Origin of the sequence: Streptomyces sp. NPDC048718 (assembly GCF_043198875.1) — a bacterium.
Lineage (GTDB): Bacteria > Actinomycetota > Actinomycetes > Streptomycetales > Streptomycetaceae > Streptomyces.
This window is the reverse complement of the sequence record NZ_JBICVG010000024.1, coordinates 62,485-76,294: the sequence shown is the minus strand read 5'-3', so window position 1 is coordinate 76,294 and position 13,810 is coordinate 62,485. Positions and strand designations below refer to the sequence as shown.

11 protein-coding genes and 1 pseudogene are annotated in these 13,810 nt (G+C 69.9%); 11 read left to right on the top strand and 1 reads right to left on the bottom strand.

Going from position 1 to position 13,810, the window contains the following annotated elements:
• Window positions 1–329: 329 nt before the first annotated feature.
• Both ACGFRB_RS31640 and ACGFRB_RS31635 read left to right on the top strand, forming a co-directional pair.
• Window positions 330–806, top strand: a complete 477-nt coding sequence (locus ACGFRB_RS31640) for a nuclear transport factor 2 family protein (protein ID WP_393247943.1) — start codon at window positions 330–332, stop codon at window positions 804–806.
• 154 nt (window positions 807–960) lie between these two features.
• Complete coding sequence (locus tag ACGFRB_RS31635) at window positions 961–1,530, top strand: AAA family ATPase (protein ID WP_393247941.1); 570 nt, start codon at window positions 961–963, stop codon at window positions 1,528–1,530.
• Window positions 1,531–1,644: 114 nt separating this feature from the next.
• Here ACGFRB_RS31635 and gdhA read toward each other — a convergent pair whose 3' ends face one another.
• Entirely contained in the window at window positions 1,645–2,985 is a 1,341-nt protein-coding gene (gdhA, locus tag ACGFRB_RS31630; protein ID WP_393247949.1) for an NADP-specific glutamate dehydrogenase, read from the bottom strand.
• A gap of 677 nt (window positions 2,986–3,662) precedes the next feature.
• On the opposite strand from gdhA, the pseudogene lanL reads away from it, so the two are divergent.
• The 9 genes and pseudogenes from lanL to ACGFRB_RS31585 all read left to right on the top strand — a co-directional run bounded on the left by lanL (window position 3,663) and on the right by ACGFRB_RS31585 (window position 13,631).
• Window positions 3,663–6,357: pseudogene (gene lanL, locus ACGFRB_RS31625) on the top strand (class IV lanthionine synthetase LanL).
• Window positions 6,267–6,545, top strand: coding sequence for a VenA family class IV lanthipeptide (locus tag ACGFRB_RS31620; protein WP_393247939.1), 279 nt, complete (start codon window positions 6,267–6,269; stop codon window positions 6,543–6,545). Before lanL ends, ACGFRB_RS31620 begins: the two are co-directional and overlap by 91 nt.
• Window positions 6,546–6,830: 285 nt before the next feature.
• Window positions 6,831–7,970: an ATP-binding cassette domain-containing protein gene (locus tag ACGFRB_RS31615; RefSeq protein ID WP_393247937.1), complete on the top strand. Its 1,140-nt coding sequence runs from the start codon at window positions 6,831–6,833 to the stop codon at window positions 7,968–7,970.
• Complete coding sequence (locus ACGFRB_RS31610) at window positions 7,967–8,830, top strand: ABC transporter permease (RefSeq protein WP_393247935.1); 864 nt, start codon at window positions 7,967–7,969, stop codon at window positions 8,828–8,830. The genes ACGFRB_RS31615 and ACGFRB_RS31610 overlap by 4 nt, the downstream gene beginning before the upstream one ends.
• A gap of 551 nt (window positions 8,831–9,381) precedes the next feature.
• Window positions 9,382–9,879 (top strand): lamin tail domain-containing protein, encoded by a 498-nt coding sequence (locus ACGFRB_RS31605; protein WP_393247933.1) that lies wholly within the window; start codon window positions 9,382–9,384, stop codon window positions 9,877–9,879.
• A gap of 406 nt (window positions 9,880–10,285) precedes the next feature.
• Window positions 10,286–10,753 carry a MarR family winged helix-turn-helix transcriptional regulator gene (locus tag ACGFRB_RS31600; RefSeq protein ID WP_393247931.1) on the top strand — a complete coding sequence of 156 codons (468 nt, stop codon included), beginning with the start codon at window positions 10,286–10,288 and terminating at the stop codon, window positions 10,751–10,753.
• Window positions 10,754–11,035: 282 nt separating this feature from the next.
• Window positions 11,036–12,241, top strand: a complete 1,206-nt coding sequence (locus ACGFRB_RS31595; RefSeq protein WP_393247929.1) for an MFS transporter — start codon at window positions 11,036–11,038, stop codon at window positions 12,239–12,241.
• A gap of 394 nt (window positions 12,242–12,635) precedes the next feature.
• Window positions 12,636–13,181 (top strand): GNAT family N-acetyltransferase, encoded by a 546-nt coding sequence (locus tag ACGFRB_RS31590; protein ID WP_393247927.1) that lies wholly within the window; start codon window positions 12,636–12,638, stop codon window positions 13,179–13,181.
• A gap of 45 nt (window positions 13,182–13,226) precedes the next feature.
• On the top strand, window positions 13,227–13,631 hold the full coding sequence (locus ACGFRB_RS31585; RefSeq protein ID WP_393247925.1) for a hypothetical protein: 405 nt from the start codon (window positions 13,227–13,229) through the stop codon (window positions 13,629–13,631).
• Window positions 13,632–13,810 lie beyond the last annotated feature (179 nt).

Genomic DNA, 13,810 nt, shown 5'->3' with positions numbered 1-13,810 from the left:
CGCTCACCCACCGACGCCATCAACGCCACCACCGTCAGCCTCAAAACCTCCTCAACACCCACCACACACCCCACCCTAACAACCCCAAAACCAAACACCCGAAAAACAAAGCCAGCTTCGGAAACGACAGCGACGCTGCTCTTCTCCTACGGACCAGTCTCTGCGGAGGGGTTGTCGATGCGCGAAAGACCGACGCGATCGTAGCGGGCCATGCGCGACGGGGTACCCTCACGCCCCGCGCGGCACAACGCGGCACCCCTCATACATGTTCCCTCCACACATGCGGGCCGCACACATCGCTGACCGTTTCCTGTGATCGGAGACCGACAATGTCCTCGCCCTCCTCCTCTGTGTCCGCCGATCTGGCATCGATCTACCGGGCCATCGAGAACCTGATCGCCCGCTACGCCGAACTCGTCGACGACGGCGACTTCACGGGGCTCGGCCTGCTCCTCGCGAACGCCACGTTCTCCGGCGGTGGCGCGCCGGCACACGGCAGGAATGCGATCGAGCAGATGTTCCGGAACACTCTGGTCATCCATGACGACGGCACACCGCGAACTCATCACGTCACCAGCAACATCGCCATCGAGATCGACGAGCGGACGGACACGGCCGTCGCTCGCTCCTACGTCACCGTTCTGCAGGCGCTGCCCGATCTGCCGCTGCAGACCATCGCCGCCGGCCGGTACCGCGATCGCTTCGAACACTTCGACGGGGAGTGGCGCTTCACCGAACGGCACGTCGATATACGGCTCTTCGGAGATGTGAGCCGCCATCTCCAGCCGATCGCCCCGCGCCCGTAGGTTCTGCCCTCCGGCAAGTTCGGAAGTCCTGCCGAGCGCGCAGCCCACCCGGCTTTCCCCCTCCTCCAGCCATCAGCTCCGCATACCCGACATGGGGCCGGGGAGGGTGAAGCGGTTGCCTCAGCCGCACGTGCTCCCGCTAGGGTCGGGACGCATGATCGTATGGCTGAACGGCACCCACGGGGTGGGCAAGACGACGACAAGCGTGCTCCTCCAGCGGCTGCTTCCAAAGTCACGGGTACTGGATGCCGAAAAAGTCGGCGAGACACTCATGGACATCACCCCGGGGCTGCCGGAGATGAACAACTTCCAGCACTGGCCGCCCTGGCGACCACTGGTCGTCGAGACCGCCCGCCACGTCCTCGACTACACCGGCGGCACCCTTGTGATGCCCATGACCGTCCTGGTCGAGCCATACTGGCGCGAAATCAGCAGGGGCCTCGCCCAGCACGACATCCCGGTACGGCACTTCGTTCTGCACGCCGACACCGAGACCCTGCGTCGGCGTATCGCCGACGACATGGTCACCGGCCCAGCCTCCCCCTTCCGCCTCCGCCATCTCGAGCCCTACGCCGAAGCGGCTCGCACCTGGCTCCATAACGAGGCCGAGGTCGTCGACACCACACACCTCACCCCCGCGCAAGCCGCCCAGCGGATCGCGGACGCCGTCATGGACGGGACGAGCACCGCAGTATCCGACGCCCCGCACCGGGGCGTCGGATAACCGCACACGCCCCGCAACACCTGCTGGAGCCCGCCCTCCCCCGCCCGGGCGGGGGCCGGAGCCCCCTTCCACGCCCGGGTACGCGTCGAACCCCCCGTACCCATGGACGTGTTGTCAGATCAACCCCTGGGCAAGCATCGCGTCGGCCACCCGCTCGAAGCCTGCGGCGTTCGCGCCCAAGACGTAGTCCCCGGGGGCTCCGTAACGGTCGGCGGTCTCGCGGATGGACGTGTGGATGTCCCGCATGATCGTCGCGAGGCGGGCCTCGACCTCCTCGAACGTCCAGGACGCACGCGACGCGTTCTGCTGCATCTCCAGGGCGCTGGTGGCGACGCCGCCGGCGTTGGCGGCCTTGCCCGGGCCGAAGAGGACGTCGGCGTCCCGCAGGACACGGATCGCTTCGGGTGTGGCGGGCATGTTGGCACCCTCGGACACCGCCTTCACCCCGTTGCGCACGAGGGTGAGCGCGGCGTCGGCGTCCAGTTCGTTCTGGGTCGCCGAGGGAAGAGCGACGTCGGTGGGTACGTCCCAGACGCTGCCGCCCGGCACGTAGCGTGCGGAGGGGCCCCGGCGGTCGGCGTAGTCGCCGATCCGGCCGCGTTCGACTTCCTTGATCCGCTTGAGGAGGTCGAGGTCGATACCCTTCTCGTCGACGACGAAGCCACCGGAGTCCGAGGCCGTCAGGACGTGCGCGCCCAGTGCCTGGGCCTTCTCGATCGAGTAGAGGGCAACGTTCCCGGAGCCGGAGACGGTGACCCTGCGGCCTTCGAGGTCTTCGCCCCGGGTGCTCAGCATTTCCAGGGCGAACAGGACGTTGCCGTATCCGGTCGCCTCGGAGCGGACCAGGCTGCCGCCCCAGCCGATGCCCTTGCCGGTGAGAACGCCCGGCTCCCAACGGTTGGTGATGCGCCGGTACTGGCCGAAGAGATAGCCGATTTCCCGGGTACCGACCCCGATGTCGCCTGCGGGCACGTCGGTGTGCTCGCCGAGGTGACGGTGGAGTTCGGTCATGAAGGACTGGCAGAAGCGCATGACTTCGGCGTCGGAGCGGCCGTGGGGGTCGAAGTCGCTGCCGCCCTTGCCGCCTCCGATGTTCAGGCCGGTCAGTGCGTTCTTGAAGATCTGTTCGAAGCCGAGGAACTTCACGGTGCCGAGGCCGACGGTCGGGTGGAAGCGAAGCCCGCCCTTGTAGGGGCCAAGGGCGCTGTTGAACTCCACGCGGATGCCCCGGTTGACGTGCACGCGGCCGGCGTCGTCCTGCCATGGCACCCGGAAGATGATCTGCCGCTCGGGTTCCACCAGACGTTCCAGGACCCGGGCCTCCAGGAGTTCGGGGCGGGCCGTGAGGACCGGCTCCAGGGTTTCCAGGACTTCACCGAGCGCCTGGTGGAATTCGGGTTCGCCCGGATTGCGCCGCAGTACTTCGGCGTGGAGCGGACGCAGCAGGGCGGGCATGGTCCGATGGCCGGACTGGGCGGGAAGCGAAGGCATGGGCACACCTCTTCACGTGGACGTCGGCCGGGGGCCGCGTCCGGTCGTGCTCCCCGAACCGTGGACCCCGCATGGAGGGCGGATCGTACGGGAGTTCGAGCAATGCCCGCATCATTGTCCACAGCGTGGAGTCCGGAACCCACTGACGAGTCCGCTACGCCACGCATACCCCGCGTGGCGCACCACTCATGACGCGCCAAGAGAATCAACCGGACGGGATTCGCCCGCGTCATTGCTCTCGGACAGCCCGGCCCGATGGAGGAGGATACAAGCGCGGCAAGCGAAGGGGAGCGCGAGCCGGCCGGTGATCCCGCGGCGCCGGTGCGCCACCGGCCGGTACACCGGTAGCGAGCGGGCAGGGCGGGCCCGGCTTCCGCAGCCCCCGCTTCCCGGTGCGGGGTTCGCACGCCCTTTCCCGCGCCGGGCGTGCCTCGGGGAGGGAAAGGAGCGGGACGCGCTCGCACAGTACCGCCACCTCGTCGCACACATCTTCGCACCTCACACCGCGCTGGTCGCGCCTCCTGGTGGGAGAGCGGCGACGCACGCTCGCTCGGACAAATGAACCTGGCCGGGGCGCGTTGGTCTGTATATGTCATCGGGCACCTTCCCGCCAACGGTTCTCACCGTTGAGAGGGACAGGCATGACGAACCATGTGAGCGAAACCGACCTGGAAGACCTCCTCCGCCAAGCGCTGCAGGTCACCGGCACGGACACGCACTGGACCACCGATACGGACGACATGTGGTGCCACGCCGCGCCACACTTCGGGACACGACGCGCCCAGGGATGGAAGCTGCATGTGTCGGCGACGGCCGCATCCGCGCCGGACGTACTCACAAAGGCCTTGGGTGTGCTGCTGCGGGCGGGGGCGATGTTCAAGTTCGCCCGGTCGCTCGAGAAGGTGAGTGCGCTCAATTCCCGTGCGACTCCCCGGGGAAGCTCGGGTAAGTTCATCACCGTCTACCCGTCCTCCGACGCCGAGGCGGTCCGGCTCGCCGAGGAACTGCACCGCGCCACGGCGGGGTTGACCGGGCCGCGGATCCTGTCGGATCAGCCCTATGTCCCGCACAGCCTGGTGCACTACCGCTACGGCTCCTTCGTCGGTCGCCGGCGGCTGTCGGACGAGGGTCTGCTGGTGTGGTTCATCGAGGACCCTGACGGCAACCCCGTGGAGGACCGGCGCACCGGCCGGTACGCACCGCCTTCGTGGGCCGTCTGTCCGTTCCCCGCGACCGGGGCGCCCGCGCGGGCGACGGGGGTGGCGGGAGGCCCAGTGGTGATCGGCGGCCGGTACTCGGTGTGGGAGGCGATCCGGCACACCAACAAGGGCGGTGTCTACCGAGGTACGTGTGTCCGCACGGGCGACGCCGTGGTGATCAAGGAGGCCCGGCCACATGTGGAGGCCGACTCCACCGGCTTGGACGTGCGCGACTGGCTGCGTACCGAGGCACGGACGCTGGAGAAGCTCAAGGACTCGAGGCTGGCCCCGAAGCCGCTGGGGTTGTTCGAACACGGCGGGCATCTGTTCCTGGCCGAGGAGCAGGTGCCCGGTGTTCCCCTTCGTACCTGGGTCGCCGAACGCTTCCGTGACGTCGGAGGCGAGACGTACCGTGCCGACGCGCTGGCGCAGTCCGTGCGCCTGGTGGAGCTGGTCGCGGCGGCCCACGCCCGCAGATGCCTCCTGCGGGACTTCACTCCGGCGAACATCATGGTCCGCCCGGACGGCGAGCTGCGTCTGATCGATCTGGAACTCGCCGTCATGGAGGACGAACCCGCGCTCCCAACCCGGGTGGGAACTCCCGGCTTCAGCGCTCCCGAGCGGCTGGCCGACGCGCCCGTCCACCCGTCGGCCGACTACTACAGCCTCGGCGCCACCTTGTGCTTCGTCCTGGCGGGAAAGGTCCCGAACCTGCTGTCCGAGGAGCCCGAGGCGAGGGCCCCCGAGCAGCGGCTCGCGGCGTGGCTGGCCTCCTGCGCGGGTCCCCTCCATCTGCCCGAGATCCTTGCGGAAACGATCCTGGGGCTGATGCGGGACGATCCCGCGGAGCGCTGGGACCCGATCCGGGCGCGGGACGCGCTCCGGAGCATGGAAGCGGAGCCCTCCGCGCGGCCGACGTCACCGGTCCGGCCGGGGAACGGCTCCACCGCGCCGGCGGCACACGGCGGCGACCCCTACGAGGCGGTTTCCGGGATCGTCGCGCATCTCGTCGACTCGATGACGCCGGCGGACGACCGGCGGTTGTGGCCGGTGTCCGTGCAGGCCGGGGAGAGCGACCCCTGCACCGTGCAGCAGGGGGCCGCCGGCGTCCTGGCCGTGCTGACGCGGTACTGGGAGCACACTGGTGATCCGCGACTGCCCTCGGTGCTCTCGGCCGCGGGCCGCGGGCCGCTGGATCGCGGACCGCACCGATGCCCGCTCTCCCCGCCCCGGCCTGCACTTCGGCGGTCGCGGCACGGCCTGGGCGCTGTACGAGGCCGGGCGCGCCCTGGATGACCGCCGGCTGGTCGACCGGGCGCTGGCTCTGGCGGTGGCACCGCAGCAGGCCACTCCCCATCACGACATCACCCATGGGACCGCGGGCAGCGGGCTGGCCGCCGTCCATCTGTTCCAGCGCACCGGTGAGGCGCGCTTCGCCGAACTGGTCGTCGACGCGGCCGACCGGCTGACCGCCGCCGCACGGCGCGAGGGCTCCGCGGTGAGCTGGCCGGTTCCCGCGGAGGCCGCCGCGTCGCAGGGCGGCAAGCGCTACCTCGGTTTCGCGCACGGGTCGGCGGGAATCGGCTGCTTCCTGCTGGCCGCCGCCTCCGTCTCCGGGTCCCGTGAGCACCTGGACCTGGCCGTCCAAGCGGGCGAGTTCCTACTGGCCAGTGCCCTGCTCGTCGGTGGGACGGCGCAGTGGCCGTCCCAAGCCGGGGACCCGCCCACGGCCTCGTACTGGTGCCACGGGGCGGCGGGGATCGGCATGTTTCTCGCCGGACTGTGGCAGGTCACGGGTGACGACCGGTTCCGCGAGGCGGCCCGTCTGGCCACGTACGCCGTCACCGAGCGCGCCTCGCGCGCCCCTGTCAGCCAGTGTCACGGGCTCGCGGGCAACGGTGACTTCCTCCTCGACATGGCCGACGCCACGGGCGATCCGGTCTACGTGGCCAGGGCCGAGGAACTGGCCCGTCTCATCGTCTCCGAAGGCGCCCGTCGCGGCGGCCATCTGGTCTTCCCCAACGAGTACGGGGACGTCTCGACCAGTTGGAGCGACGGCTCCGCCGGGATCCTGGGATTCCTCCTGCGGGTCCGGCACACCAGCCCCCGGCACTGGATGGTCCGGCTGCCGGGCTGAGCGGCAGAAATTCTGCCGCTCCCACGAAAGAAGAAGGAGAGAACCATGGAGAACCAGGACCTCGACCTGCTCGCCTCCCGGAGACGGACCCGGTCGGCGTCGAGGGCGAGGCGTTCAACAACATCTGCGAATGCATCGGTCTCGCGACGCTCCTCGACACGATCTGCATCGGCGTCAGCTGCTCCTGACACGGGCACACCATCCGGCCGGCCCGGGACAGCCGTCGGCCGTAGCCTCCCCCGCTCCCGCGGCGTGGACGGAGCGGGGCCATCGCCCCGTGGACGGATCACGCCGCGCGAGCGGACCGCGGGGCGCGGCCTCATGCCCCGGTCGTCCGGGCGCCGGAGACCTCGCACGGCCGTGCGCTCCGTGAACGCGCTCGGTCCGCCGAGAGAACGCGCCATTCATCCCGTCCGTAACGCCCGGGTGTCCGGGAACGGAACGGACCAGCGAGGCGAGGAACGGACCACCCCATGCAGCTACCCGCAGGTGAGAGCGCGCTCGTCCGGGCAACCCTCGCCACAGCCCCCGGCGCCGTGCCGCGCGTCCCGCGTCGCCCGGCACGGCACGAGTTCGCCATCAGCACGCGTGGCCTGGTCAAAAGCTACCCGGGCCCGAACGGCACGCTCACTCATGCCGTACGGGGCGTGGATCTGGATGTGTCGCACGGCGAGAGCTTCGCCTTTCTCGGGCCGAACGGCGCGGGGAAGTCCACCACCATCGCGCTGCTGTGCGCGCTGGCCCGCCCGACGGCCGGTCACGCCACGGTGGCCGGTGCCGACGTACTCACCGAGCCGCATCACGTGCGGTCGCGGGTCGGCATGCTCTTCCAGCACAGCGCGCTGGACCCCTATCTGACGGCCGAGCAGAACCTCCACATCCACGCGCGCCTGTACGGGCTGCGCCGCGGTCATGCCCGTCGGCGCGCCACCGAGGTGCTGGAGATGGTCGACCTGACGGATCGGCAGCGCTCTCCCGTACGCACGTTGTCCGGCGGGATGCGACGGCGTCTGGAGATCGCACGGGGCATGCTGCACGCTCCGAGCGTGCTGTTCCTGGACGAGCCGACCACGGGACTCGACCCCCATGCCCGCGCCCAGGTGTGGGAGCGCCTGCGCGCGCTGCGCGACCGGCAGGGCAGCACGCTCTTCGTCACCACCCATTACCTGGAGGAGGCGGAGAACTGCGATCGTCTCGCCATCATCGACCACGGCCGTCTGGTGGCCCAGGGCACACCGCACGCGCTCAAGACCGCCATCGGGGACGACCGGGTCGTCCTGCGTACCGGTGACGACGCGGCGGCGGTCCAGGTCGTACGGCGGATCGCTCCACTGCCGGGCACGGTCACCGCGGACGCGGTGGGGGTCCGCCTGCGCGTGCCGGGCGGAAGTTCCTGGATTCCGCGGCTGTGCGCGGAGCTGGAAGGCCATGGCATCGCCGTGCATGCGGCTTCCGCGACCCCACCCACCCTCGACGACGTCTTCTTCCACCACACCGGCCGCAGCCTGACCGTCCCCGCCTCGGCCCCGCCCTGTGGGCGGACGTCCTCCGGGCAGGCGTCGTCCCACCTCGCCGAGAACGCTTCCACGACGGAAACCGAGGGACCGCGATGACCCGGACTCTTCCCCACCGACTCTCTCTGCCCCTCGGCGGTGGACGGCGGCCTGTCCGCCTGCGACGCGAACTGCGCGCGTTCCACGCCCTGGTCCAACGCGACCTGCTGCGGCTGGCCGGCCAGCCTCTCCAGACCCTGCTGATGTTGCTGAACCCCATGCTCTATCTGCTTCTCCTCGGCGGCGGGATCGGCGCGCTCATCCCCCGTTCCCAGCTGGGTGCCGGCTACCAGACGTACCTCTTCCCCGGCATGTTGATCATGACGGCGCAGGCTCCGGCGATCATGGTCGGCCTCCGTCTGATCACCGACCGGGAGAGCGGCTACCTGCGCGAGCTCCTGATGGCCCCGGTACGCCGCGCGACGCTGCTCCTGGGCAACTGCGCCGGCGGCATCCTTGTCGCCACGATCCAGGGGACCGTGCTGTTGAGTCTGGCCGGTGTCGTCGGACTGCCGTACGACATAATCCTGCTGACGCTGCTCCTCACTGCCATGGCTCTGGCTTCCTTCACCATCACGGCTCTGGCGGTGGCGCTGGCGGTCGGTCTGCGCCGAGCCGAGACCTTCCACATGCTCATCGGGCTGGTGATCACGCCGCTGCTGTTCCTCTCCGGCAGCTTCTTCCCGCTGCGGGCGCTGCCCGGCTGGGCCCGTCTCCTCGCGGACGTCAATCCGCTCACCTACGCGGTGGACCTGCTGCGGCGCTGTATCGCCCTGCGGGTGCCGGGCCGGGGAGCGACCGCCGACGGCATCGAGTGGGCCGGACGGCACCCGGCCCTGCCACTCGAGGCCGGTCTGCTCCTCGCCGGCGGTGTCCTGGCGTTGCTCTGGGCCTCGCATCGCTTCAACCGCCCGGAGTGACAAGGGTGATCGCCGCCCCCGGCTTCACGAGCCGCTCTCCGCGGATGAACCGGCTCTAGTGCTGCGACCGGAAAGGTTCACCGGCTCGCGACGCCGCGAGCCACCCGGCAAACCCTTCCGGTCGCGGCACTAGCCCAGAAGGGGGTCTCGCTTCGCGGGGCCGGGCCGGCATGCGTGGGGAGTGCCTTCGCGGGATCCCGGCCGCGCTCCACACAGAGGGCAGGGGCTTTTCGGCGATCCGGCGACGGTTCTGTCCGTATCCACCGCGCACCCCGGCCGCAGACAGTCGCGGCGTGAGCCGGATCCGTTCGTCATTCGCGAGTTACCCCAACCCATGCCCCTGCCAACGAGCGAGGCGGCGCCGGGTCACCGCCATGTCGTCAGGGGGCGGGGGTCCTTCGCCGGTGGCCCGAGAGGAGAAGGGATCGGCGCGTGGGTGCTCGTGCTTGCAAGCCGATCACCCACCGCTCTTCCATAAGATCTCCATACAATCATCACTGCCGATAGGGTTACGCACGCACTGTTCGTATTTTGAGGGAGGATCAGACCTCATGCGCTTGCGTTACACCCTGGCAACCACCGCTGCCGCCACCGGGATGCTGGCCGCCGTCACCACGGCCCCCGCCCAGGCCGCCGAATACACGTCGGACCTGAAGATCAAGGGCGTTCAGTACAACTTTCCGGGCCGGAACGACAACCGCTGCAACGGCGGCAACACCAAGAACGAGTACGTCACGATCAAGAACTACTCGCGCAAGACGACCGTCAACCTCAAGGGTTACGTGGTCAAGGACGCGACGGGCAACAAGTACACCTTCACCGCCAACCACAAACTGGAGCCCGGCGACTACGTGAAGCTGCGCGGCGGCCGCGGCACCGATTCCGACCGGGGCAACGTCGTCTACCGCCAGAACTGCAACTTCATATGGAACAACGACAAGGACACCATCAACCTGCTCAAGCCGTCCGGCGCGCGGGCCGATGTCCACTCGTACACCAAGCGCGGCAACGACCGTGACGGGGACGGCTACATCAGCTTCCACGGCTGACGGTCGCGCCGCGAGGCGCTGACACGGCCCGTTCCCGGGGCGTCCGGGCCCCGGGAACGGGCCGATCCCCCGCCGGGGCGCGGCGGCCGATGCCTTCGGCGCTCAGGCGGCACGCGGGGGCTGTTCGGGAGCACGGCGTGGAGGATCGTGCGGATCGCCGCACCTCTCGCCTCGCGGCCCACGCTTCGGGGGCACACTTCTCCCGGGCGCGTCGGCTGCGGTTGCCGGGGGTTCGGCAGCGGTCACGAGGAGCGGGGGGCGGCAACGCGAGGGACCGGGCGGTCGGCGTGCTGAGCGCTGGAGGATTTGCTTGTGTCAGCGACCTAAGCGCGTTGGCCGATATTTCACCGCGTGATTTACCCTGGACCGCAGCCGCCCTCGGCGCCCGGAAGGAGAACCGGACTCCATGACCGCCACAGACCCCGCGCTCACGGCCCCGGCCAATGGCTGGGGCGCCCTGTCCCTGCTGCACAGCAGGATCGAGACGCACATCGAGCGCGCCCTGCAGGCCCGGCACGACCTGAGCGTCCGCGAGTACTCGCTGCTCGAAGTACTCAGCCGCCAGCACGACGGCGATGGCGGCCACCTGCAGATGAAGCAGGTCGCCGACGCGGTCGTGCTCAGCCAGAGCGCCACGACCCGGCTGGTGAACCGGCTGGAGGACCGCGGCCTGCTGGCCCGGTACCTGTGCCCGACCGACCGTCGCGGCATCTACACCAATGTCACCGACGCCGGCCTGGAGCTCCTCCACGACGCCCGGCCGACCAACGACACCGCTCTGCGGGAGGCGCTCGACGAGGCCGGACGGAATCCGGAACTCTCCTCCCTGGTCGAAGCCGTGGAAGCGGTGGAGACTCCGCTCTCTCGGCGGTAGCACGAAGGCCCGGCCGCCCAACTCGGCGAGGGTCGGCATCACCGCGGCCGGCGGGAACCACTGGGCCGCATCCCCCACCGCCCCACCTCCGCTCTTCCTTCCCACTGCGCCCCGACGCCTCGCGTCGGGGCGCAGTGGCGTGTCCGGCCCCTTCCGCCGGTTCATGGCGCGCTCGCGAGCACCCAGACCGCACGGGTTAAATGCGCTTGCGCTTATAGCGCGCCTGCAAGTATTGTGTGAGCTCACTGAACGCTCACTCAAGCAATTACAGGAGGTCGAGCCGTGCCTCTCGCGCTTCTCGCCTTGGCGGTCGGGGCTTTCGGAATCGGTACCACCGAATTCGTGATCATGGGACTGCTGCCCGACATCGCCGCCGACTACGGCGTCTCCATCCCCACCGCGGGCCTGCTGGTCACCGGATACGCGCTCGGCGTCGTCGTCGGCGCGCCACTGCTGACCGTGCTCGGCACCAGGGTGGGCCGGAAACAGATGCTGATGGGGCTGATGGGACTGTTCGTGCTCGGCAACCTGCTCAGCGCCTTCGCCCCGAACTTCGGAGCGCTGCTGGCCGGACGCGTGGTCGCCTCACTCGCCCATGGATCCTTCTTCGGCATCGGGTCCGTCGTCGCCGCCGGGCTCGTCGCACCCGAGCGGAAGGCGGGAGCCATCGCCACCATGTTCACCGGACTGACCGTGGCCAACATCGTCGGTGTGCCGCTCGGTACGTTCATCGGGCAGGCCGTGGGGTGGCGTACCACTTTCGCCGCCGTCGCCGCGCTCGGCCTGATCGGGCTGTTCGGCATCGCCCGGCTGGTGCCGGCCATGCCGCGTCCCGAGAACGCTCACCTGCGCCGGGAACTGACCGCGTTCCGCAACCCGCAGGTGCTACTCGCGATGGCGATGACCGTGCTCGGCTTCGGTGGCGTCTTCGCGGCGATCACCTACATCGCACCGATGATGACCCACGCGGCCGGCTACTCCGACGGCGCGGTCACCTGGCTGCTCGTGCTCTTCGGAACCGGCATGTTCCTCGGCAACCTGCTCGGTGGCCGTTACGCCGACCGCGCCCTGATGCCGATGCTGTACGTCACCCTCGGCGGCCTCGCGACGGTTCTGGCGCTGTTCACCCTGACCGCGCACCACCAGGTTCTCGCCGCGATCACGATCTTCCTCGTCGGAGCGCTGGGCTTCGCCACCGTGCCGCCGCTCCAGAAGCGGGTGCTCGACCAGGCCCACGGCGCGCCCACGCTGGCCTCCGCCGTCAACATAGGCGCGTTCAACCTCGGCAACGCGCTGGCTGCCTGGCTCGGCGGCCTCGTGATCGCCGCCGGTTTCGGCTACACCGCCCCGAACTGGGTCGGAGCCGTCCTCGCCGGCGTCGCGCTCCTGCTCGCCGTGTGGTCCGCCGCCTTGGAGCGCCGACCCGTGACGCCCGAGCACGTGGGCGTCGCCGCCACCGGCCCGGCCCCGGTCCCTTCCCACCACTGAGCCCCACCCCCTCGCAGGAGGGCACCAGCATGCGCACCACCCCCGCCACCGCCACTCCGCCCACCGGACTTAACCGCCGGCATCCTGATCGCGGACTGCCGCCTCGTGAAGCCGGACGGCCCTTCCCAACGCCCTCCCCGTCGCCCTCGCTCCGGCTCCGGCTCCTCCTCGCCGATGGCATCCGCCAACGCCACGACGGCCGTGTCGTCGGCGCGCGATGCGCGCCGGCGGGACAGCGCCCGAGCAGAGCCGCTCTTTCGGTACCGCGACACCGGGGGAGCCAGGCCGAGTTCGCGAACCGAGGTCCACCACCGGTCCGAATCGTCCACGGCGGGGTCGTACCGTGTGCTCGAATCGCCTCCCGGAGGCCGCAGCACCATGTTGGGATGGCGCCATGAATAGCGAGCACAGGTCCGGCCCGAGTACGTCACTCCGCGTCCGCCGACGCACTGACCCCGACCTCGGGGAGTGCGTACGCGTGCTGGCAGAGGTCCATGAACGCGACGGTTACCCCGTGAACTGGCCGGACTCCCCCGACATATGGCTCACCCCGTCGAAGCTCGTCTCCGCCTGGGTCGCCGAGTCGAATGGCCGGGTCGTCGGCCATGTCGGCCTGTCCCACAGCGGCGAGGCGGACGCGGCGCCGGCGGTGTGGAGCGCCCGCACGGGCGCGGGGGCGGAGGCGACCGCCGTGGTGAGCCGCTTGTTCGTCGCACCGTCCGCGCGCGGGCTGGGTATCGGAGCGCTGCTGATGGAGCAAGCCGTGACGACGGCGCGGGATCACGGGCTGCACCCGGTACTCGACGTGGTCTCCTCCGACACCGCGGCGGCGGCTCTGTACGAGCGGCTGGGCTGGCGGCCGCTGGCCACAGTCGAACAGATCTGGGGTCCCGAACAGACGGTGTCCGTCCGGTGCTACGCGGCACCGGCGGCCCCCTGACGGGACAGGCCCCCGGTAAGGAGGCATCACTGCCAGGATGGCGACATGCATCCATGGACTCTGCTCGACCTCGACAAGGCACTGCGCGCCGGCTGGGCGGCCGACACCTGTAGCCCCAGCGACATCAGTCACGTTCCGTGGCAACCGGAGAACCCGGCCTGGGGACACTGCGATATCACCGCGTTGATCGTCCACGACGTATTCGGTGGTGATCTCATGCTCGGCGACGTGCACCAGGACGGCCGGCCGCAGGGATTCCACTGGTGGAACAGACTGCCCAACGGCGTGGAACTCGACCTGACGCGCGAGCAGTTCCGGAACGGACAGGTCATCACGGGTGCTCGTCTCATCGAACGCCCGCCTGGTCCGCTGCCGCGGCGATGGGAGGAGTACCTGCTTCTGCGCGGGCGCGTGGAAGAGCGTCTCGGTCCGCTGCCGGAGCCCAGCTGAGGAGACAGCAGAACCGTCGACACGGACCGATCCCACGATGCCCGCCCGCTGGAGTACCTGCTATCGGCGGACCCGGCGGCTCTTCGCCGAGCACGCCCTCGCCGGTGGCCCCGTGGTCCGGAAGGGCCCGGCCGTGTTCGCGCGGTCCGCTGACGTTCCGTGTGGCAACGCCACTTCGG